At 36.5% G+C, this 22,515-nt stretch carries 24 protein-coding genes and 1 tRNA gene; 6 read left to right on the top strand and 19 right to left on the bottom strand.

Annotation, left to right across the window (positions count from 1 at the left end):
- Window positions 1-34 precede the first annotated feature (34 nt).
- Window positions 35-283, top strand: a complete 249-nt coding sequence (locus AYT27_RS03985; protein ID WP_011180674.1) for a helix-turn-helix domain-containing protein — start codon at window positions 35-37, stop codon at window positions 281-283.
- Between the two features lie 442 nt (window positions 284-725).
- Here the strand turns inward: AYT27_RS03985 and AYT27_RS03980 are convergent, their stop codons facing one another.
- The 4 genes from AYT27_RS03980 to folE all read right to left on the bottom strand — a co-directional run bounded on the left by AYT27_RS03980 (window position 726) and on the right by folE (window position 3,570).
- Complete coding sequence (locus tag AYT27_RS03980) at window positions 726-1,220, bottom strand: hypothetical protein (protein WP_011180673.1); 495 nt, start codon at window positions 1,218-1,220, stop codon at window positions 726-728.
- Window positions 1,221-1,358: 138 nt separating this feature from the next.
- On the bottom strand, window positions 1,359-2,543 hold the full coding sequence (locus AYT27_RS03975; protein WP_034447759.1) for an alpha/beta hydrolase: 1,185 nt from the start codon (window positions 2,541-2,543) through the stop codon (window positions 1,359-1,361).
- 186 nt (window positions 2,544-2,729) lie between these two features.
- Window positions 2,730-2,814 (bottom strand) — tRNA-Leu (locus AYT27_RS03970).
- 135 nt (window positions 2,815-2,949) lie between these two features.
- Window positions 2,950-3,570, bottom strand: a complete 621-nt coding sequence (gene folE, locus AYT27_RS03965; RefSeq protein ID WP_011180671.1) for a GTP cyclohydrolase I FolE — start codon at window positions 3,568-3,570, stop codon at window positions 2,950-2,952.
- 125 nt (window positions 3,571-3,695) lie between these two features.
- On the opposite strand from folE, the gene AYT27_RS03960 reads away from it, so the two are divergent.
- The 3 genes from AYT27_RS03960 (at window position 3,696) to thrS (ending at window position 6,577) form a co-directional block, all read left to right on the top strand.
- Window positions 3,696-4,124 carry an iron-sulfur cluster assembly scaffold protein gene (locus AYT27_RS03960; protein WP_011180670.1) on the top strand — a complete coding sequence of 143 codons (429 nt, stop codon included), beginning with the start codon at window positions 3,696-3,698 and terminating at the stop codon, window positions 4,122-4,124.
- Window positions 4,125-4,478: a membrane protein insertion efficiency factor YidD gene (gene yidD / locus AYT27_RS03955; protein WP_011180669.1), complete on the top strand. Its 354-nt coding sequence runs from the start codon at window positions 4,125-4,127 to the stop codon at window positions 4,476-4,478. It abuts the gene before it with no gap.
- A 122-nt stretch (window positions 4,479-4,600) separates the two neighbouring features.
- Entirely contained in the window at window positions 4,601-6,577 is a 1,977-nt protein-coding gene (gene thrS, locus AYT27_RS03950; protein WP_011180668.1) for a threonine--tRNA ligase, read from the top strand.
- 47 nt (window positions 6,578-6,624) lie between these two features.
- On the opposite strand, the gene AYT27_RS03945 is transcribed toward thrS, so the two are convergent.
- From AYT27_RS03945 to AYT27_RS03925, 5 genes are all read right to left on the bottom strand, one after another.
- Entirely contained in the window at window positions 6,625-7,128 is a 504-nt protein-coding gene (locus AYT27_RS03945; RefSeq protein WP_011180667.1) for a MerR family transcriptional regulator, read from the bottom strand.
- A gap of 191 nt (window positions 7,129-7,319) precedes the next feature.
- On the bottom strand, window positions 7,320-7,646 hold the full coding sequence (locus AYT27_RS03940; protein ID WP_011180666.1) for an integration host factor subunit alpha: 327 nt from the start codon (window positions 7,644-7,646) through the stop codon (window positions 7,320-7,322).
- Window positions 7,647-7,723: 77 nt separating this feature from the next.
- Window positions 7,724-8,698 (bottom strand): beta-ketoacyl-ACP synthase III, encoded by a 975-nt coding sequence (locus tag AYT27_RS03935; RefSeq protein ID WP_011180665.1) that lies wholly within the window; start codon window positions 8,696-8,698, stop codon window positions 7,724-7,726.
- Window positions 8,699-8,747: 49 nt separating this feature from the next.
- Window positions 8,748-9,818, bottom strand: a complete 1,071-nt coding sequence (plsX, locus tag AYT27_RS03930; protein ID WP_011180664.1) for a phosphate acyltransferase PlsX — start codon at window positions 9,816-9,818, stop codon at window positions 8,748-8,750.
- Window positions 9,819-9,979: 161 nt separating this feature from the next.
- Complete coding sequence (locus tag AYT27_RS03925; protein WP_011180663.1) at window positions 9,980-10,531, bottom strand: YceD family protein; 552 nt, start codon at window positions 10,529-10,531, stop codon at window positions 9,980-9,982.
- A gap of 241 nt (window positions 10,532-10,772) precedes the next feature.
- Here AYT27_RS03925 and AYT27_RS03920 point away from each other — a divergent pair, with 241 nt between their 5' ends.
- Window positions 10,773-11,252 (top strand): outer membrane protein assembly factor BamE, encoded by a 480-nt coding sequence (locus AYT27_RS03920; RefSeq protein ID WP_011180662.1) that lies wholly within the window; start codon window positions 10,773-10,775, stop codon window positions 11,250-11,252.
- A gap of 77 nt (window positions 11,253-11,329) precedes the next feature.
- Here AYT27_RS03920 and nusB read toward each other — a convergent pair whose 3' ends face one another.
- The 6 genes from nusB to glyA all read right to left on the bottom strand — a co-directional run bounded on the left by nusB (window position 11,330) and on the right by glyA (window position 15,878).
- The gene (gene nusB, locus AYT27_RS03915) at window positions 11,330-11,806 is read right to left on the bottom strand and encodes a transcription antitermination factor NusB (protein WP_011180661.1); all 477 of its coding nucleotides are present in this window, start codon (window positions 11,804-11,806) and stop codon (window positions 11,330-11,332) included.
- On the bottom strand, window positions 11,799-12,266 hold the full coding sequence (locus AYT27_RS03910) for a 6,7-dimethyl-8-ribityllumazine synthase (RefSeq protein ID WP_011180660.1): 468 nt from the start codon (window positions 12,264-12,266) through the stop codon (window positions 11,799-11,801). Before AYT27_RS03910 ends, nusB begins: the two co-directional genes overlap by 8 nt.
- Window positions 12,267-12,347: 81 nt before the next feature.
- Window positions 12,348-12,968 carry a riboflavin synthase gene (locus tag AYT27_RS03905; protein ID WP_011180659.1) on the bottom strand — a complete coding sequence of 207 codons (621 nt, stop codon included), beginning with the start codon at window positions 12,966-12,968 and terminating at the stop codon, window positions 12,348-12,350.
- Window positions 12,950-14,077 (bottom strand): bifunctional diaminohydroxyphosphoribosylaminopyrimidine deaminase/5-amino-6-(5-phosphoribosylamino)uracil reductase RibD, encoded by a 1,128-nt coding sequence (ribD, locus tag AYT27_RS03900; protein ID WP_034447750.1) that lies wholly within the window; start codon window positions 14,075-14,077, stop codon window positions 12,950-12,952. Before ribD ends, AYT27_RS03905 begins: the two co-directional genes overlap by 19 nt.
- The gene (gene nrdR / locus AYT27_RS03895; RefSeq protein WP_011180657.1) at window positions 14,070-14,552 is read right to left on the bottom strand and encodes a transcriptional regulator NrdR; all 483 of its coding nucleotides are present in this window, start codon (window positions 14,550-14,552) and stop codon (window positions 14,070-14,072) included. The genes ribD and nrdR overlap by 8 nt, the downstream gene beginning before the upstream one ends.
- Before the next feature lie 12 nt (window positions 14,553-14,564).
- Entirely contained in the window at window positions 14,565-15,878 is a 1,314-nt protein-coding gene (glyA, locus tag AYT27_RS03890; RefSeq protein ID WP_011180656.1) for a serine hydroxymethyltransferase, read from the bottom strand.
- Window positions 15,879-16,207: 329 nt separating this feature from the next.
- Between glyA and argC the strand changes: the two genes are divergently transcribed.
- Window positions 16,208-17,143, top strand: a complete 936-nt coding sequence (argC, locus tag AYT27_RS03885; RefSeq protein WP_011180655.1) for an N-acetyl-gamma-glutamyl-phosphate reductase — start codon at window positions 16,208-16,210, stop codon at window positions 17,141-17,143.
- Window positions 17,144-17,163: 20 nt separating this feature from the next.
- On the opposite strand, the gene AYT27_RS03880 is transcribed toward argC, so the two are convergent.
- The 4 genes from AYT27_RS03880 to hfq form a co-directional block, all read right to left on the bottom strand.
- Window positions 17,164-18,240 (bottom strand): COX15/CtaA family protein, encoded by a 1,077-nt coding sequence (locus tag AYT27_RS03880; protein ID WP_011180654.1) that lies wholly within the window; start codon window positions 18,238-18,240, stop codon window positions 17,164-17,166.
- Between the two features lie 148 nt (window positions 18,241-18,388).
- Window positions 18,389-20,155: a membrane protein gene (locus tag AYT27_RS03875; RefSeq protein WP_011180653.1), complete on the bottom strand. Its 1,767-nt coding sequence runs from the start codon at window positions 20,153-20,155 to the stop codon at window positions 18,389-18,391.
- A gap of 142 nt (window positions 20,156-20,297) precedes the next feature.
- The gene (hflX, locus tag AYT27_RS03870; protein ID WP_011180652.1) at window positions 20,298-21,641 is read right to left on the bottom strand and encodes a GTPase HflX; all 1,344 of its coding nucleotides are present in this window, start codon (window positions 21,639-21,641) and stop codon (window positions 20,298-20,300) included.
- A gap of 55 nt (window positions 21,642-21,696) precedes the next feature.
- Window positions 21,697-21,936, bottom strand: coding sequence for an RNA chaperone Hfq (gene hfq / locus AYT27_RS03865; protein ID WP_011180651.1), 240 nt, complete (start codon window positions 21,934-21,936; stop codon window positions 21,697-21,699).
- Window positions 21,937-22,515: the final 579 nt, after the last annotated feature.

Below are 22,515 nucleotides of genomic sequence, written 5' to 3'. Positions count from 1 at the left end.
CATTTTACGTATTTTTAGGGATAATGCTTAGATTATGAGTAACGATATTGAAAAAAGCATCCAACAATGGTTAGAGAAAAAACTGGAAGAACGTGGGCACGGTGCTCAAATAGAATTAGCCGCTTACTTAGGAATTCATCCATCTACTATAAGCAGAATGCTTAATCCTTACAAAAATGGGAAATCAAGAAGTATAAGTATTGGAGAATTAGTTAAAATAGCAGAGTTTTTTAAAGTTTCCCCCCCCCAAATTTCTTCACTGATGTTGATCAAGAATTCATGAGTTTTTATCGTGATCTCTCTGAAGAAAACAAGAGATCTGTGGTTTCATATATTGAGTTTTTAAAACAATCAAAAGATAAGTAATAATTTCTTTTTCTTCCTGGGAAAATCCTTCTAAAATACCGCAACACGATCGTAGTTTTTATTACGATAAGCTGTCCAGTCCATCATTTTAAATTTTCAGAAACTGTATAAAGAGAGCCAAATCTTGCAAACCAATACGGTGCTATCTCTCACTCCTTTAAAATCGTCAGATTTTTTTCAGCAAATTGAACGGTATGGTTAATATATTTTCTATCTTTGAAATCATACTTGAAATGCCCTATTATATTGTTAAGAATCCTAAAAAAGAAAAATAACTGCAATCTAAGTGCACTGTTTGCTATTAAACGGAAAATATTTTTATCAATGTGCCTGATTCAGAAAATCTTTTGTTTTTCGCTTTAGCATTCTTTTTCAAAGAGATGCGGACTTTCAACAATAAGCTTCTCTCTTGCCTTTTGTAACTGTTTAATAACTTCATCAATTTTTGACGGAGAATAAGAAGATTCTTGCTCACTTAATAAATATTGCCTCTCCTTACCTTCGTAAAAACACTGCATTTGAGATTGAAGCATTCTAATCTCTTGAAAGAAAAGGCGTCCAGTTTCTTTGAAACCATTATTAAGTGAGAAAAGTTGATCGGAAATTGATAGCAAAATTTGTTTTAAAAAACGCTCATTTTCTTGGCGTTTGCGGTATTCTAAAATAAGAGCATGACTTATCTCATCCAGCTGTTTTTTTGTGGAATCAATTTGACGTAATAAATTTGGTTCTCCCCCCATAGCCTCTTCTCTCACCTTTAATAGTATTGAATGAATATCTAACAACTTAATTGCGGAACGAGATAAATAATCAATTAATGTAGGCGTACTAACATAGGCCTTTTGTGCAACCATCATAAGCTCACCTAAGCAATGTTTTTTACATCATCCCACTATTTATTTTTGATTCTACAAAGCCATTCTAAAGAAAGTGCTAAAAAATATTATTCCCAATTTATTTATATTTTAGGGAAAACCTCCCTCTTTTTACACTTACTGTCGAGTTAGTGGAGATAAAAGACGTAAAGGTGTATAAAGAATAAGGTGCGTTGTTTTCTCCAATACACTGCTGCTATCAGCAAGAAGCGCCTGACTAGGCGATAGTTCTGTACCCTGCATAATTGTTGAAGCCAAAGACCCTTCTCGAGCAAGAGCCATCAACGTTGGTGAAGAAGCAAATACATTGTGTGCTCCTCCATCAACATTAGAGAAATCAAGAACAGCTATTCCATTTTTACGCAACATTTCAATATCTGAACCATCTCCCACACGATGATGTCCACCCGTAAGACGTCCCGAAACAGCGAGAGCTTTATCTGCACGAGATACCAAAATAGCCGTTGGTTGAGGTAATTTCTTAATATCATTGAGTTGACGTTCAAACACATCAATATCAATGTCTGGCGCTGCCATTAAAAAACTTGTAATACGTTGGATAGGTTTATATTTTCCTTGCAATGCTAGAGTTCTAAATGCTTCCATTATGACAAAATTGCCCATAGAATGTGCAATAACGGAAATCTGATCAGCTTTTGTTTCACTGATAAGTGTCAAGAGCTCTATCAATCCATCACGTGCAAAATTGGCACTATCACGGTCATAAATATAAAGAGGGACTGATCCTGCCGATGGCCACGAATAGTGCACAGTAACCACATTTAAGGAATAATCGTATGTAAACTGAGCTGTACGAAATGTGCCATCTGCAAAATTATTATTATAACCATGAATAAAAAGAAAAATTTCTCTTTTTCCTGGTGTTTTTTTTTCTAAATCCGCATTTAATTGCTGTTTAAACTGTTCCTTATTATCGTATTTTTGCAACGCTACTGCTGCAAAATACTTATCATGTGTGGGTTTATACGCGTTTGTTTCGACAACACCCTTTACGTGTTTTTGAGGAATTCCTACGTCTACGCGATTATAGTGCACTTTATTTGATCGTTCTGCCCCATAAGGTTGAGAATAGTTGTTTTGTATCATACGACTTGTTGCAACATACACTGGAACAATAGCTTTTGGAGGTATCGATCTACTTTCCACCGCCCTTTGCACTGCAATCATAGATGGTGTTGCGTGAATCCCATGCCAAAGTACAGCCCGCGATGTACTACATGCTGTTAATAAAGAAACGCAAATAAAGAGTTTTAAATACTTGAAAAATATTTTGATTCTCACTTCAACTCCAACCCGTCCTCTTTTAAAAGATCAATATTTCAAATTTATAGCTAAAAGGACAACACCTCCACGGACTTGAAATGAAATTATTATTAAAAATGTAATAAATAATACGCTAAAGAATCCCTCTCTAATACGTACTATTTTCTCCTTTATTCATCTGTAGCAACAACTGAAAACACAAAATGGTGCGGTCGAGAAGACTCGAACTTCCACGGGGTGCCCCACAGCGACCTCAACGCTGCGCGTCTACCAATTCCGCCACGACCGCACGTGGTGAGCCAAAATATCCACTTCGCTGGATTTAACAAATCACAAAGCAAGGTACAAGCCCATTTTTACTTTCTGATGATTTATTTTATCCGAACTAGTTATAAGCAGATCTAAATTATGAGAACAACAGGTTTTAAGATGATCTACGCACTATCATCATAAAATGAGCCTGTGCAACTTGATCCTTTTCATAAGAGCCATGAAAACTTGTCGTAATCGTTTTAGCTCCTTGTTTTTGTACTCCTCTCATAGTCATACACATGTGTTCAGCCTCAATTAACACTGCAACACCACGAGGTTTTAGATGTGTTTCCAAAGCATTAGCTATTTGAGCTGTCATAGCTTCTTGTGTCTGTAACCGACGCGAAAAAACGTTTACCACCCGTGCAATTTTTGAAAGACCAACAATCTTTTCATCAGGAAAATAAGCGATATGAGCTTTACCAACAATTGGGATCATATGATGTTCACAATGTGAATAAAAAGAGAGATCTTTCATGATTACTGGTTCATTGTAGCCTGAAACCTCTTCAAAAACCGTTCCCAAGATTTCTTCAACCGACTCGTCATACCCGGTAAAAAGATCACGATATGCCTTAGCGACCCGCCCTGGAGTGTCTAAAAGCCCTTCTCGGTTTGGATTTTCCCCTATCCATAACAAAAATGTACGAATCGCCGCTTCCACTTCTTCAAAAGGAGGGCGCTTCCTCCCAGATAAAAAAGGGTTTTTAGTACCTACTTTAATATTATGCATTTAAAAACTCCAAGCCTACCATTTACAAAGCGTTTGCTCTATATCCATTTCATCCTGTATAATCTCTATATAATCGAATTAAAAGCTTAAACAATCACGGCTTTCGAAATTTCAGGCAATAGGTCATGATTGATAATATCTACAGTGATAAAATACTTGAATATGCTGCCAATATAAGCAAAATTGGACGTCTTAATAAACCGGATGCAACATCAAAAAAACATGCACGACTTTGCGGCTCAACAATCACTGTAGATCTAAAAATAGAAAATGATATTGTTACAGATTTTGCTCATGAAGTACGTGCATGTGTACTAGGACAAGCTGCTGCTTCACTTTTAGCATATCATATCATCGGCCAAACAACACAAAATCTTAAAATGTTACGTGAAATTATCTATCATATGCTGACAGAAGATGGACCTCCTCCTCCAGCTCCATTTGAAGCATTTTCCTGTTTGCAGCCCATTAAAAACTATAAAGCACGCCACACATCAACGTTGCTCATTTTTGATGCCGTTATAGATTGTATTCAACAAATTGAAGAAAAATAAATGTTTAATCCATATCCTCAGAAAAAAAAGAGACAAACTCGCAATTATACAGGCCCTTGGCGAAAAACACCAGGACGATTACTTGGTCTTCTATTGATACGTTTTTATCAAATAACACTTTCCGGTTTTATAGGAAATCAGTGTCGTCACCTACCAACCTGTTCAGAATATACTTATGAGGCAATCGCACGCCATGGATTGTGGGCTGGAGCATGGATGGGATTTTTTCGTATCATACGCTGCGGTCCATTTGGAACACATGGATTTGAACCAGTACCCACATCTCTTGGAAACTCTTACTGTTTTTATAAACCTTGGTGCTACTGGAAAATTTCTACCAAACACAATAAATAATTCTTTCCTTTTTTCATACGTATTGCTAAAAAATGAGCCTAATTGGCCTTAATTGCTTATTACTAAGTTTTCACGAAGCCATCCGCAATCGTTCGCGGAATTGGATTAAAGGGGTGTGTTTTATGTCTTGCTCTGTTTCTCTTTCTTTTCCCGATGGTTCGAAGCGTGATTACCACTCCGAAATGACTGGTTTAGAATTGGCTGAATCTATTTCTAAATCACTTGCAAAAAAAGCACTCGCCTATAGCCTTAACGGAATCATCCGCGATCTATCCGATCCAATAAAACAATCTGGTCAGATAGAAATCATTACCCGCGAAGATACACGTGCTCTTGAGCTCATACGCCATGATTGTGCGCATGTCCTAGCCGAAGCAGTACAGGAGCTCTTTCCTGGAACGCAAGTGACAATTGGCCCTGTTATTGAAAATGGTTTTTATTATGATTTTGCACGTCAACAACCTTTTACATTGGATGATCTTACTATCATTGAAAAGAAAATGCGTGAAATTATCCAACGCAATAAACCTTTTAGAAAAGAAGTTTGGTCTCGTAAAAAAGCCAGAGAAATTTTTTCTGAAAAAGGTGAACTTTATAAGGTTGAGCTTATCGATAGCATCCCCGATAATCAAGATTTGAAAGTCTATTATCAAGGTGATTGGTTTGATCTTTGCCGTGGTCCACATATGCAATCTACTGGACAAATTGGGAATGCTTTCAAACTGATGAAAGTTGCAGGAGCTTATTGGCGTGGAGATGCCAATAATCCAATGCTAACGAGAATTTATGGTACAGCATTTGCAAACGAAAATGATTTAAAAGCCTATCTACACATGCTAGAAGAAGCTGAAAAACGTGATCATCGGCGCTTGGGACGTGAAATGAACTTATTTCATTTTCAAGAAGAAGGACCAGGCATGATTTTTTGGCACAAAAAAGGCTGGAAAATGTTTCAAAATTTGATCAACTATATGCGAAGACGTCTCGATGATCATCAATATGCCGAAGTTAATGCACCGCAAGTTCTCGATAGATCACTATGGGAAATATCTGGTCATTGGGAATGGTACAAGGAAAATATGTTCAAAGCAATTCCCGCAGCTGAAGATTGGGATAATGAAAATGTTTACGCTCTTAAACCAATGAATTGTCCTGGTCATGTGCAGATTTTTAAACATGGTTTAAAATCTTACCGCGATTTGCCAACAAGAATCGCTGAATTTGGTGTTGTTCATCGTTATGAACCCTCAGGTTCTCTTCATGGTCTTATGCGTGTACGGTGCTTTACACAAGATGATGCGCATATTTTTTGTACTGATGAACAATTAGCTGATGAATGTCTTAATATTAATGATCTGATCTTATCAACTTATGCTGATTTTGGTTTTAAAGAAATCAGTCTTAAACTTTCAACACGCCCAGAAAAGCGTGTCGGATCTGACGCATTATGGGATCATGCAGAAAATATTATGGAATCTGTTCTTAAAACTATTGAGACAAAATCCGCAGGGCAAATCAAAACAAGTATTCTTCCAGGTGAAGGTGCATTTTATGGACCAAAGTTCGAATATACATTGAAAGATGCTATCGGTCGTGAATGGCAATGTGGAACAACGCAACTAGATTTTAATCTTCCCGAACGCTTCAATGCATTTTATATTGATAAAGACTCAGAAAAGCGTCAGCCAGTTATGATTCATCGTGCCATTTTTGGATCAATGGAGCGTTTTCTTGGTATATTAATCGAAAATTTTTCTGGACATATGCCGCTTTGGTTTGCACCTGAACAAATTGTTGTAGCAACAATTACATCCGAAGCAAATGAATATGCAAAAAAATTAACAGCAAAGCTTAAATCCGTTGGATTATCTACAACATTAGATCTTCGCAATGAAAAAATTAACTATAAAATACGTGAGCACTCTTTACAAAAAGTTCCTGTAATTTTGGTATGTGGTAAACGTGAATCTGAAACCAATAGCGTGAATATGCGCCGTTTAGGAAGTACAGAGCAAATCTTCTTGTCTGTAGAAGAAGTGATTGAGCAACTTAAGAATGAGGCAACCCCTCCGGATTTGCGCCGCGTAATAAATGCCTAAATGTTCTAAAAAATGAAAAAAACGATAAAGAGAGAAGAGAGACGTCGTTATCGTGCTCTGTCAAGTACGCGCTTGCATTCAATTAACTCAAATAGTATTTCTTGCAACAATGCTTTATCGGTTTTATCTTTATAAACATTAACAGAACCGATAGATGTTTCCACCTCATTCCTCATAAAACTCAAAAGTCCAAAAGAAGACTTTTTAGGCTTACTGCTGGTGACTTCAGAAGTTTGTTCTCCATGTTTTTTTTCTATTACAACATTCATGGCATCAAGATCACCATTACCAAATGCAGTAACAAAAGCAACACCGTTCTCTTTCAAAAGACGTTGTACACCTTTTATTGTATAACCCTGATCATACAGTAATTGTTTAATACCATTAAGCAAATCAATATCAACCGGGCGGTAATAGCGCCTTCCACCACCACGCTTCATAGGTTTAATTTGCTTAAAACGCGTTTCCCAGAACCTTAAGACATGTTGTGGAAGCTCCAATAACTCGGCTACTTCGCTAATTGTGCGAAAAGCATCAGAGCTTTTATCCATTTTGCAACACCTTATCTCAAACTCTACAAATGATTCTATAACAACTCAATAATCTTTAGTTTTTCAACCAGATTGGTCAAAAATAGGATCATACTTGATTATATTTAGACTAATAAAGCTTTTTCCTTAAAACAGAAAGAAAAATTCTATTTTATAAAATTTAAAAAAAATACCAACCATTGTAACAGCGTTTATTCATGTGATATTATTTTTTGTCTTGCACGATGCGAATCTAGAATTCTTTGTTTAAGTACATTTGCAGCCTTAAATGTTACTACACGTCGCGGTAGGATAGGCGCTTCAACACCAGTTTTTGGATTACGTCCAACCCGTTCATTTTTCTTGCGAACTTGAAAAGTCGCAAAAGAGGATAACTTAACAGCTTCACCTCTTACAAGTGAATTACAAATTTCATTCAAAACCAATTCAACCAAAGCTGCCGATTCCGTATGTGACAAGCCCACTTTTCTACAAACTACGCTTGCTAAATCTGCGCGCGTTACTGTCTTACTTGTCATTCTAACCACCTATTCAAATATTAAAAATTACAAAATGATTTATACGTTTTATTCAAATATGGTCAAGCGACTATAATCTACCAACGAATAAGAATTGCACCCCATGTAAACCCTCCTCCCATAGCTTCTAACATGACAAGATCTCCTTTTTTAATTTTTCCATCGCAAATAGCCATTGTTAAAGCCAATGGCACAGATGCTGCAGACGTATTACCGTGTCGATCAACGGTGATTACCACTTTATCTATAGAAATTCCTAGTTTTTTAGCTGACGCTTCAATAATACGTTTATTGGCCTGATGAGGTACAAACCAATCTAATTGTGAAGAATCCATACCTGCAGCTGCAAAACACTCATCAACTACATCGGTTATCATACCAACTGCATATTTAAAAACTTCTCGTCCTTCCATACGTAAATAGCCAGTTTTTTGCGTTGTTGAAGGACCACCATCAACATAAAGTTTATCCATATACGCACCATTAGAGCGCAATTTTGTAGATAAAATGCCATGATCAGAAGCAACGCCTCTCTCAATTTCTTGTGCTTCTAAAACAGCAGCACCCGCACCATCACCGAACAAAACACATGTCGTACGATCTTGCCAATCTAAAATTCGAGAAAATGTGTCAGATCCGATAACCAAAATCCTTTTGGCTGTTCCACAGCGTAAATAAGCATCTCCTGTTGTTAAAGCAAAAATAAAACCCGAGCAAACAGCCTGAATATCAAACGCAAATCCATGGCTCATTCCCAAAGCATGTTGAATTTCGACAGCAGAAGCGGGAAAAGTGTGATTTGGTGTTGATGTCGCCAAAATAATACAATCAATATCTTTAATTGTTAAACCAGCATTTATAAGTGCAGCTTGTGCAGCTTCTACTCCCAAAGAAACTGTTGTTTCCTTTTCATTGGCAATGTAGCGTTGGCGTATTCCCGTACGCTGAACAATCCAAGAATCTGATGTTTCAACAAACTTCGCAATATCATCATTCGATAAGCTTTTTTTGGGTAAGGCACCTCCTATACCACGCACAACAGATCGAATCATTCGCCGCTAACCTTTTCCTGAAACTTTTCATTTATATTAGCAATTTTTATCATATAATCTTCTCATTCTCCGTAGCTTTATCTTCTTTATAAAAAAGTGTTTGCTTATTCTGATGAAAACGGCGCAAATCAGCAGTTATTTTTTTCAAAAGTCCATTATGAACCATTGTATAACCAATGCGGATAGCAGAAGCAAAACCATCAGCATTAGCGCTCCCATGACTTTTTATAACAATACCATTCAAACCTAAAAGCACTCCACCATTCACCCTATCTGGATCCATTTTGTGCTTCAATGTACGAAAAGCACCTCGTGACAAAAAATAACCAAGGGATGAGAAAAAAGAGCTGCGCATAGCGCTGTTTAAGATCTCGCCTATCTGCCGTGCAGTCCCTTCTGCGGTTTTTAAAGCAATATTACCAGAAAATCCTTCCGTTACAACAACATCTACTGTTCCCTTTCCAATATCATTGCCTTCAACAAATCCTTTATACTCTAGCCCCTCTAATTGCACTTCACGTAATATCATTCCAGCTTTTTTGATTGCATAGAGACCTTTAACCTCTTCAACACCCACATTTAAAAGCCCAACACTTGGTTTTTCAGTGTGATAGAGGGCGCGAAACATCCCCGCTCCCATAACGGCAAAATCAACCAATTGGTTAGCAGATGCACCAATTGTTGCACCAATGTCTAAAACAATACTCTCGCTACGAAGTGTTGGCCAAATACCCGCAATTCCAGGACGTTCAGCTTCTGCCATCATTTTTAAACAAAAATAAGACATTGCCATGAGTGCACCAGTATTACCAGCAGAAATGCAAACATCAGCTTCACCATTTTTTACTGCTTCAATTGCGTGCCACATTGATGATTTGCCGCGCCCATTGCGAAGTGCTTGGCTTGGCTTTTCATCCATACGTGTATAACTTTCTGTGGGACAAAAGCACGATATAGAAGCTAAACAAGGGTATTTTTTTAAAACTGGCTTAACAGTTTCCTCTAGCCCATAAAACAAAAAATAAATATTTGGCAAATATTCTGTTACCCTTGCTGCTCCTGCAATAGTTGCTTCCGGACCATAATCACCACCCATGACATCTATAGAAATTCTAATCACGCCTGCCTATCCCACATTTTTTCATTCACGCTTTTAAACTTATATTGCAATTTTTTGCTACTACCCCGCCCCGAAGCATATTGGGCAAAATAGCTTCGCAGAAAATACCGTTTTTATAATAGTATACAATAGATATTTTTTTTACGTTTTTACAATCACTTCTAACTTTTCAAAACAGAAAATGGCGATAATTTTTGCTCATCTTCTTCTAAATTTTCAATCACACTCATGTGTGCTCCTTCTTTGCGCGGATAATGATTAATGGACAACTCAAAAAATTCTTCCATAACTGCACCAATATCAATTTTATCGCCATAAAACACTTCTGGTGTATCTAGTCCCTCTGCATCTAAAAACAATTCACCTGTATCCTCTGATGTTTTTGGCTTCATCAAATTTGAATCTTCAGGAACAAAAACAATCTCAATATTTTCATGGAGAGTATTTTCTAGTGGTTCTAATGTAATAACGCATAATTGAACTATACGCGCCTGCAATAAACCTTTTACGCGTACCCCGCGCTTTTTCCACGGTAAAACATGGAATTCTCCCTCACAAAATTTTACTTCAATTAAATCATGATTCTTAGCTAAATGTGCGCACTCTTGCTGATCTGCACAGATATGAATTCTTATACCTTTATTAGGTAATGACCGTACTGAAATTGGATAAGCCAAAGCAAATGTCATTCGAAAATTATTTTGAACATTCATTGGCAACTCTCAAATATGAAGGGATATAAATATTGTGTTTTCATTTAACCAAAATACACTTCATTCATTTTTTTCTTTTCTAAAGAAATTCTATATGGCATAATTTACTTTATAACAGGCAAACTCAATGTAAGCTATGGTAGATTAAGCTAAAATAAGAAAAAACTTGAGGTTGCCTTCTTGTTATACGTCTAACTATAAACTTATACCTAAGTATAAAAGGGAGATATCGTTGTTGCAAGTGTCCCACAGAATACCTTTAATCAAACATAAGTTATTGATTGGTCTGTTAATAGCAAGCATAGTAGCAATTGGCGGTTGTAGTCTTGTTGATTCCTCAGGCTCAAGCCAAATATATAAAGAAGGTTATATTCTTGATAAAAATGCTCTTGATTCCATTTCTATTGGATCAAGTCAGGAGCAAGTTATTTTAGCTTTAGGAACCCCATCTCTAAAAACAAAATATGATAATGAGGTCTTTTATTATATCTCACAAACTCGTTACCGTGGGATGCAGTTTATGAAAACAAAAATTATTGATCGTAAAGTTTTAGCCATTTATTTCAATAAAAATGATCAGGTTACTAAAATAGCTAACTATGGACTACAAGATGGTCAAGTGTTTGATTTTATCGCGCAAACAACTCCAACTGCGACTAAGGAACAACCTCTCTTGATCCAGATTATTAAAGGTCCTGCAAATCTACCGGCCCATGACTAAGTTTATAACAGTCTACATGAAGTAGTGATAATGTCAGGCCTGCTAATGTTGGGCCTAAGAATTTCGCAATTTTAACGCTATTTTAAAAGGCGAATTTTTTTTGCCATACTATCAAGAATCGCATTGACAAGTTTTGGCTCATCACCTTCAAAAAATGCCTTTGCTATATCAACATATTCACTCATCACAACAGCAATAGGAACATCTTGACGGTTAATTAACTCCCATAAACCTGCACGTAAAATTGCACGCAGTATAGAATCAAGACGTGAAAGTGACCACTCTGCAGAAAGCTGTTGATTCAGCATAGGATCAAGCTGTTTTTGATCTTTTACAACACCAGTTATAATAGCCAAAAACCATTGAAAATCAGCATCAAGATACTGATCTCCATCAATATCTTTTCCTAAACGATAAGCCTCATATTCAGCTGCCGTTTCCATCACTCCAGAACCAACTATATCCATTTGATAAAGCGCTTGAACTGCAGCGAGTCTTGCTGCTCCGCGTTTATTGGCTAAACGGGGAGAATATTTGCCTTCTACATCAACCATATTTAATGATTTCCCCAAATCTCTTTTTTAGAGCGATCATACATAAAGCAGCCTGAGCAGCAAAACCACCTTTATTTTTTTCATCCTGTTTTGCACGTGCCCATGCTTGTTTTTCATTTTCAACGGTCAAAATGCCATTTCCAATAGCCAAATGCTTATGGATTGTTAAATCCATCAAGGCACGACAAGAATCATTTGCAACAATTTCAAAATGATAAGTTTCACCCCGAATAACACAACCAAGTGCTACATAACCATCATAATATATCTTACTATTTTTTTCGGCAAAAGCTATTGCACCTGGTATTTCTAATGCTCCTGGAACTGTCACAATATCGTAGGTTGCTTCAGCTTTTTGCAAAGTACTTACTGCACCTGTAAGAAGCGCATCGGAAATCCCATCATAAAAACGCGCTTCAACAATCAATACATGCAGTTTTTTACATATTTCTATTGTCATAATGGGAATCCCATAAAAAATTAATGAAAGAATTTAAAATTATAAAATACAAAATTTAAAAAAATATAAGTAACTTTTAGCTTATTCATCTTTTATTCTAAAGCCAGAAAGTTTTGCAACATAACGGGCAAGTTGATCAATTTCTAAATTGACCAGATCTCCAATTTTAGCTTGTCTCCAGGTTGTCATTTCAAGTGTATGGCGAATAATAAGAACATCGAAAATATGCTCTTCAACACAATTAACGGTCAAAGATGTTCCATTAAGTGCGATAGAACCTTTATTTACAATAAAAGGTATAAAACGCTTTGGTACTTGTAGGAAAAAACGAACTGCATCACCTTCGCTTTTCTGATCAATAATCTCAGCCAAACCATCAATATGACCAGAAACCAAATGCCCACCCATTTCATCACCCAATCGTAGCGAACGTTCTAAATTAATAAATGTTCCTTTCGTCCATTGTGTAAGATTAGTCAAACGCAACGCTTCTTCCCACGCTTCTACAGCAAACCAATTGATCTTCGCTTGTTGTTTTGATCCTCGCTCAACAATTGTTAGACAAACTCCTGAACACGCAATTGATGCACCAATTTCTAAGTTTTCGATACTATAACGTGTAGAAATATTAAATCGCATCCCCTGCTTTAAGGATTGAATATCTTCAACACAACCGATATCCGTTACAATTCCTGTGAACATAATGTCTTACGCCTCCATTTATAAAAACGGTCTTTCCCAAACATTCTTGTCTCCACTTCATGAAATTGCGAGAGATAATTCCCAAAATGAGGGGCTTTAATACGGTCTTTTCCTAAAATAACGGGTGCATAAAAGCATATCAAATGATCTACACAACCAGCATTTAAAAAAATTTCTCCCGTCTTTACGCCTCCCTCAAGTAAAACGCTATTGATTCCGCGTTGATAAAGCAGCTGTAAAATAGTAAGGGGCGGCATGTAACCATTGCTCACTTCTACCGAATAAACAGACACTCCATACTGTTCCAGAGCGATTTTTTTGCTTTTCTTTGAAAAGTTTACATCACAAATAACCCATGTAGGAATTATTTTTGCTGTTTGAACAACTTTTGCATTGAGTGGAATGCATAAATTTGCATCCAAAATAATACGTATAGGCGAATGCATTTCCATTCCTGGCAAACGGCAATTTAATTGTGGATCATCCGCTAATATAGTACCAATACCAACAAGAATAGCATTGTTTTGAGCACGGAGAATATGAGTCTGGGCATGAGAAGTCGTTCCACTAATTTTTATTCCGCCTTGCCCCTTTTTCCCAACACCATTATCAGCAGAAATTGCCATTTTTAAAGTGACTGCACAACGTTGCTGCTTCCTTATACACCAGTAGTTACACAAGGATTCAAAAGCTTCTTTAGCCAAAACCCCCTCAATAACCTCAATCCCAGCCGCACGCAAAAGGGCAATACCGCGACCATTAACCCTCTTGTCTAAATCAGTAAGAGCAATAACAACCCGCGAAATACCGGATTTGAGGAGAGTATTTACACACGGCGAAGTTTTGCCATAATGCGAACAAGGTTCTAAAGTAACATAAGCAGTGGCACCGTGGGCCAAAGAGCCAGCCATTTGTAGAGCTTGCACCTCAGCATGAGGCCTTCCCTGAATGGCTGTTACACCATAACCAACAATATATACTCCAACATTTTCGTCGTTTCGTGCGATTATTGTACCAACAGATGGGTTTTCACCAGTAAGTCCGACATGACGTTCTGCCAAACGGATAGCTGCAGCCATAAACCTCTCATCTTGCGCCTTTTTATTCATCAAAACAAGATTCTGTATCCGTTATACCCTTTGACAACTCTTCTATAACATCGTGAAAATCACTTGCGTTACGAAAATCTCGATAGACGGAAGCAAAACGAATATAGGCAATATCATCAATGCTTTTCAACGCTTTCATCACAAGAAGCCCAATTTTTTCAGAACTAATCTCTGGTTCTCCTAAGCTCTCGAGTTGACGTACAATACCAGAAATAACGCGTTCAATATAGTCAGGATCAATACCGCGTTTACGCACAGCTATCTCAACTGATCGCATCAACTTATCACGGTCAAATGGCTCATATCGACCACTTTTTTTTAAAACCAAAAGCTCACGCAACTGAACACGTTCAAAAGTTGTAAAACGACCACCGCACACGGAACATATACGCCGACGACGAATGACTGTTCCTTCTTCTGAAGGACGCGAATCCTTAACCTGTGTATCTTCGTATTGGCAATAAGGACAGCGCATCTTTTTATATCCCTAACAAGTGTGAAGGTAAGAGTAAAGAGGAAATTTATTTGTCATATCTTCCACCTTTTTCCTAACAACCATTTCAACGGCACTATTGTCTTCATCACTTTTTGCCATACCGAGATTATCAAGAATCTCCGAAATCATATGAGCAATTTCAATAAATTCATTTTCTGCAAAACCACGTGTCGTCGCAGCAGGTGAACCAAGACGAATTCCAGATGTTATAAATGGTGTTTCAAGATCAAAAGGAATACTATTTTTATTGCAGGTAATATGAGCACGCCCTAAAGCCAATTCGGCACATTTTCCTGTCACTTTTTTTGAACGCAAATCAACCAACAATAAATGATTGTCCGTACCGCCAGAAACAATATCAAAACCGTTGCTCTGTAGTGTTTTTGCTAAGGTTTTTGCATTAGCAACAACATTGGCACTATAATCTTTGAAAACAGGTTGCAAAGCTTCCTCAAATGCAACAGCTTTAGCTGCAATCACGTGCATTAAAGGACCACCCTGAAGACCAGGGAAAATCGCTGAGTTAATTTTTTTGGCTAAAATTTCATCATTTGTTAAAATTAAACCACCACGAGGACCTCTCAGTGATTTATGCGTTGTCGTTGTCACAATGTGCGCATGTGGAACAGGTGAAGGATGAACACCACCAGCAACTAAACCAGCAATATGAGACATATCAACGAGGAGATAAGCACCAATCTCATCTGCAATTTCACGAAATTTTTTCCAATCCCATAAGCGAGAATAAGCCGATCCACCTGCTATAATAAGTTTGGGTTTATGTTCCTTTGCAAGGCGTTCAACAGCCTCCATATCAAGAAGCTGATCTTCTTTACGTACACCATAGGAAATAGATTTAAACCATTTTCCTGACATATTAACGGATGAACCATGTGTAAGATGACCCCCGGAATTTAAATCCAACCCCATAAATGTATCACCCGGCTTTAGTAAAGCTAAAAACACAGCCTGATTCATTTGGCTACCAGAATTAGCCTGAACGTTTGCAAAATCAGCACCAAAAAGCTTTTTAGCTCGTTCAATTGCTAAATTTTCAATCACATCAACAAATTGACAACCTCCATAATAGCGCTTTCCTGGATAACCTTCTGCATATTTATTGGTCAAAACTGATCCTTGAGCTTCAAGGACTGCCCTTGAAACAATATTCTCTGACGCAATCAACTCAATTTCATGTTGTTGACGCTCAAACTCTCCCCTGATCGCATCAAAGATTGCAACATCAACTGTTTGTAAATTATCATTAAAAAAACGCTTTTGTGTATCATTTCCTTGCTTGGTCATAAAATACGTTCCTAAAATTAAAAAATAAAGTAACGAACGATAACATAGCAAGCCATGCAGACCAAATATTTTAAATTTTTTTTATTTAAAATATAGCAAATATTAGCCTTATTTTTTTGCAATCTGCTCGTTTTTTCGCCGTTTAAAAATAAAATTCTAGTTTTGAAAAAATAAATAATGCAAGATAGATTCGACGTTTATCTTAACATATTCTTATTACAGAATTTTTTACAAGAAAGAAACCGCCACCTTAAGAAATTCAATCGTCTATGCTGATTTATAACGCAACAAGCTATATAAGACAGAAAAATTAATTCAAGGCAAAAAGAATGGCAACGAAAGTTTTTATTGATGGTGAACATGGAACAACTGGTTTACAGATACAAAAGCGACTAGCGAAGCGTTCAGATGTAGAATTACTCTCTCTTCCTCATAGAGATCGGTATAATATTGATATTCGAAAAGATTATTTTAATCAAACTGATATTGCTATTTTGTGTCTTCCAGATGAAGCCGCGCGCGAAACAGTTCACTGGCTTAAAAAAAATAAAAAAATTAGAATTATTGATAGCTCAACAGCCCACCGTGTTGCACCAAACTGGGTCTATGGTTTTCCTGAAATGACAGCTGGCCAAAAAGAACGTATCCAAGCAGCACACTACGTAACCAATCCCGGATGTTACCCTACCGGTGCAATTAGCTTGATTCGCCCCCTACGTGAAGCAGGCCTGCTAGACGCTTATTATCCAATATCAATTAACGCAATATCTGGTTATACTGGTGGCGGTAGAAAATTAATTGCACAAATGGAAAATCAATCTCGACAAGATGACGTTCGAGAAAATTATTTCATCTATGGCCTCAACCTTAAACACAAACATGTGCCAGAAATTAAAATCCATGGGCAAATCAGCCACACACCCATTTTTGTACCAAGTGTTGGTCGTTTTCCTCAAGGAATGATTGTAAATATTCCACTGCATCGCCATTTATTTACAAAATCAGCAAATTCTTCTGATATACACGAAATTCTTGCAAATCATTACGATGGACAAAACATGATTTCAATTGCGTCACAAAAAGAAACTGATTCGCTTAATAAACTCAATCCAGAATGCTTAGCGCATAAAGATGGTATGAAACTGTTTGTTTTTGGCAATGACAGCGAAGGAATTTTCAATCTCTGTGCCATATTCGACAATTTAGGGAAAGGTGCCTCAGCAGCTGCAATCCAAAATCTCGATTTAATGCTGTCACAGAGCTAAACTTCTCTAAGTTTAGACTTTTATTCAATAGCACGATACGCCCCTTTTGTTGCTCGCCAGTGTGCAACCGAAAAACACAATATCGCTAACGCAACACTTTGATGAATGAGCCCCAAACTTATTGGGACTTCCTGTAAAAGCGTAATAATACCTAAAAGTGCCTGAACAGCTATCATAACACATATAAAAAATGCACGGCGAGCATGGATCGAGTGTGGAATATTCTTTTGTACATAGAAAGCGTGAATGATCGCTACAAAAAACAAAATATAAGCAAAAAAACGGTGAACAAATTGAACCGTCAAAGGATTTTCAAATAAGTTGAGCCAAATAGGATCATGCTGTAACAATCCATCTGGTATGAACTGACCATCCATAAGTGGCCATGTATTATAAACTTTCCCGGCATGCAGCCCTGCAACCAAAGCACCAAAATAAACCTCAATCAAAATTAAAACAACAAGCCAACCCGCAAAATACTGAACCCTGTGACTTGCTGGTTTTTCAGAATATTCTGCAAGCCCTTGAGATAAATAAGTAACAAAAATAATAACAAAACATGCTGTTATAAGATGAAATGCCAAACGATATTGGCTCACGCTTGTCAAATTACTTTGGCCAATACCTGAAGCCACCATCCACCAACCAACAACCCCTTGAAATGCGATAAGAATGGGTACAATGATAAGTTGGAGCAAAACATTTTTTTCAATATGTTTGATTGCCCAAAACCAAATTAAACCTAATAAAGCAACAAGCCCAACAAGACGTCCGAGAACACGATGCGCCCATTCCCACCAGAAGATGACCTTAAATGCGCTTAACGTCATATCACGATTAAGCATCTTGTATTGTGCTATCTGTTGATATTTTAAAAATTCCTCTTGCCATTGTTCCACACCAATCGGTGGAATGACACCGTGAATTGGCTTCCATTCGGTTATCGATAAACCTGATCCCGTCAAGCGAGTAGCTCCTCCTACTAAAACAATTGCTAAACAAAGCAATAAAATAGAATAAAGCCATACTTGAATTTGTTTTCGATTTTTCTTTTGTAATGGTGTTAAAATGCTATTACTCAAACTCTTTACCGCCATATCTCTGATTGCCCCACGTCTCTCTCCAATCACAACTCATTTGAAAATTTAAACGCTAAATCTTAGCTCTTTATAAGATGTACTGCAACTTTAATACAAAGCAAACATACAGCTATAACATGCAATAAACATTCCTATTTTATGACATTTATGATGCAACCACACGGTAAACAATCTTGGGAAACTTGTTCACCATCTGCAGCATCCAATCCTGTTTGTTAAGAACAATACTACAAATGTAATAATCTGTTAGCTCTGCAAATTGCTCAAATCCATATTTAGGTTCATTCGCCATTTCTAAAATGATAAAATCATACTCTTTTTTTAATTCTTGTAATAAATGAGAGATATTATTTGAAAAATCTTGTGCATAAACGGCATTTGTTAACCCCTGCGGAAGAATATCAACGCCCGTGTCATAATCATGATAAATAACATCATGTAACTGAGCACTCCCTATCAAAATATCACTCAAGCCCCGATGTGGACCAATGACTTTCTCTATTTGTTCACCAGAAATATCCACTAACAAAATTGTTTTGCGCTCTTTTATGAGATGAAGAGAGAGTTTTGCTGCCGTCCGCGCAGCCTCTGGACCAATGATTGAAATAATTGTTGAAGCGCGGCCTTTTAAAAAATCAGATAATCCCTCTATTGTAATACAAGCCTCAAGATTTCTTATTTTCTTAGATAATAAAAAGCTCTCATCCTTTTTTAAACCCTCTTCTTCCAGTTTGTCTTTTTTGCTTCCAAAGCAGTGATAAAACAAAAAGACCCCTCCCAAAAGAGTCATCAAGCTTGCAAATACACTAACAAGAACATTTTTTCCGTAAAGAGTCATAAAAGAAATTGGCGCTAACGTTGTTGGTACGACCACATGAACTTTTGTATTTTGTAAGAGAGAAGTATCCTTTCTCATCTCTTTGTTTTGCGCATCTACCTCTGCTCTTATTTTATTTTCTAGCTCGTCAAACATTTGATTCAAAGATCGGGATTGATCTTTTGCAAAGGAGCTAATCTTTTTTTTGAGCTGTCCTTCAAAGTCCCTTGCAATAACCTCATCTGAATGAATTTGATGAGCAATCTGCAGAATTTTATTTTCTAATTGATGAGAAAGCGCCTCTAATTCTGCGGTCATTGCCTTAATTTGAGGATGCGTCCAGCCTAATTGTGTAACCATATGCGCTCTTTGCGTTTCCAAAAGATTACGCTTGGATTCTAATGCAGCAATCACTGGATTGTTTGCAATAAATGATAAAGATAGTAAAGACCGTCCATTTTCGCGCATCATTTTAATGGTTGCATTCAAACTCGTTAAATGAATACGCTTTAAAGTTGCTTGCGTTAATTGAACAGAAAGATCATTAAGCTCTGTTTGTTTTGCATTGTGGTGAAGAAAAGAATTAATAGATGAACGAAATCGCTGCACTATATTGAGTACCGCATGAGCATCATATTGTTGCTCAAATTGCTGCTCCGTTAATAATAATTTTTGTTTCTGTTTTACAATCGCTTCTGAAAATACCGAAAACCAGGTTTCCAATCCTTGTTGAGCAGCTTCAAGTGTTGCAGCTTCAAAAGTAAGTTTGATGAGATCACCATCGCGGGATAAACGAATATTTTCATGAAACTCTTTCTTGAAAAAAGGATTAGAAGAAAAATTTTGCAAGCTTGAATCATTTAAAAAGGCGGTCTGTGAAAATAAAAAAGTGATAACATTCTTTTGTTTATCGACTGGTAGAGATTTTCCTACAGAATCAGATAAAGAAAATGTTAAAGTTGCCTGATAGCCGCGCGGCTGAAAAAAATAATATAACCAAATAAAAAATGCACAGAACACTGCTAACAAAAAAACAAGCAAAACGTTTTGCATTACTGTGCATACCAACAGTTTTTTATTGCATTTAAGATTCATCTTGATTTAAACCGGCAAAATACTTCATACTTTTTTATTAAGAGAAAGTAGTAACTATCCTCTTAACTTGGATTCATATTATTTTGAGATAAGAAAAAACTAAAATTTAAGTAAAAATATTTAAAAATAGATTTTTAAAACTTTAATTCATAGTTTGTTTGATATGATCTAGTCGTTTTTTTGCTTCAGAAGTAAGCATAGCTCGAATGGTAACAGAACCATCATTATGCCCTTCTTGCATTATTTCACCAGAATTTTCATAAAACCAACTAATAAGTGACATTTCATGAGGCCTTAAAAGACATTCAATGCTTTGCATTTCTCCAAAAACTCGCTTTTCAATTGCTGTTAATAATTGATCTAGTCCATCGCTCATGAGTGCTGATACCATTACTGCGGGATTTAACCTTGTTCTGGCGCTTGTTTGCAAAACATTCAATGCATGTTCATCCAATATATCGATTTTATTCCAAACTTCTATGATATGCTCTGTATCATCAATATCGATACCAAGATCTGCAAGCACTTCTAAAACGTCTTGCCCATGCGCACGATGATCAAGATCTGACATATCTCTCACATGAAGAATCAAATCAGCTTCAACCACTTCTTCAAGAGTTGCTCTAAAAGCTGCAATCAAATGCGTTGGTAAGTGAGAGATAAAACCGACAGTATCAGATAAAAGGATAGTCTTTCCATGGGGAAGAACCACTTTGCGCAAAGTTGGATCAAGTGTAGCAAACAACATATCCTTTGCTAATACATTTGCACCGCTTAAACGGTTAAAAAGAGTTGACTTTCCTGTATTAGTATATCCTACCAAAGCAACAATAGGATGGGATGTTTTTTTTCTTTTGGCTCTATGAAGAGCCCGTGTTTTAATGACCTTTTCTAATTCGCGGCGAATACGTATAATTTTCTCTTGCAAAAGGCGCCTATCCGCTTCAATCTGGGTTTCACCAGGTCCACCTAAAAAACCATGACCACCACGTTGTCTTTCCAAATGTGTCCAGCTACGTACAAGCCTACTTTTTTGATAAGATAAATGCGCCAATTCGACTTGTAAAACTCCTTCTTTCGTTCGTGCACGATCTCCAAAAATTTCAAGAATCAAAGCTGTTCTATCGATAACTTTGCAATTCCATAATTTTTCTAAATTACGCTGCTGTACTGGTGTCAAAAAATGATCTACAATTACAAGCTCGATATCATATTCACTTATATAATGAGTAAGTGCTTTTACTTTACCCGTTCCAAATAAAGTCGCAGGACGTGGTATATTGATATTAACCGTTTCATAATAAACGACTTCTAATCTTATAGCCTGAGCCAGCCCCAATACCTCCTGGACCCGAGAAGAGACTGAACATACAGGTGAAGCATTTTCACTTTTATTTTCTTGGCAAATTGGCACCAAAACAAGTGTACGCACCTGCTCTACAACACGTGAAAAAAATCCCTCAAATCTCTCATTCTCATTGTTCATAGTAATTAAAGCATTTTAAAACGGGATAAGAGATCTATAATATAAAGTAGCTTGTTTATTCAGAGCTTTCACCTTCAAACATTTGTACAGGTTGTCCCGGCATAATTGTAGAAATAGCATGTTTATAAACCAATTGCGCATGTCCATCACGACGCAAAAGGACACAAAAATTATCAAATGAAGTTACAATACCTGTTAGTTTAACGCCATTTACAAGAAAAATTGTAAGAGAAATTTTTTGCTTGCGCACTGTATTTAAAAATACATCTTGCAGGTGTTGTGATCTTTCTACCATTATTCTTACACCTTCGTCTCAAATTGTATAAAATATTTGTGGACGCATATCGACTGAAAAATACTAAATTGTCAACGCAGAAGCTTTAAAATTTAGAAAAAGTTAATTTGAATCTCTATACCGTTAGTGAAGAGTGAAAAAACACTCTTTGTAAGGCAATGAACATCATAAACCATAAGAACCAATCACCCAAATGTTTATTTTTTATAAATTACTTTATAAAGAGAGCTTTTTATTTTACTAAAAAACATTGCACAATAAGATAAATGCTGCAATGGCATAATTCATCAATTTGTCATCGATAAAAGCACTCTAACAAACTGCATAGATACAAACTTAAACTCAAAACACAGATATCTTTAACACACTGTGCATAACTATTATTAAATTACCCTTAATTGAAATAAAGCAATCTCATAATTTTGCTTATAATCTAACATTGTAAATATTATAAGCTAAAGTTTTAAACAGTATTTTTATTCTGTTTGTAATTAAATAATAATTTGTTTTTATTAAATTTTTTATCATTTTCAAATAGGATAAAAGAGCTACGTTAACTTTATCTTGATAAGTTTTCAA

The organism is Bartonella henselae str. Houston-1, from assembly GCF_000046705.1.
Classification (GTDB): domain Bacteria; phylum Pseudomonadota; class Alphaproteobacteria; order Rhizobiales; family Rhizobiaceae; genus Bartonella; species Bartonella henselae.
This window is presented reverse-complemented; position numbering and strand designations above follow the sequence as displayed.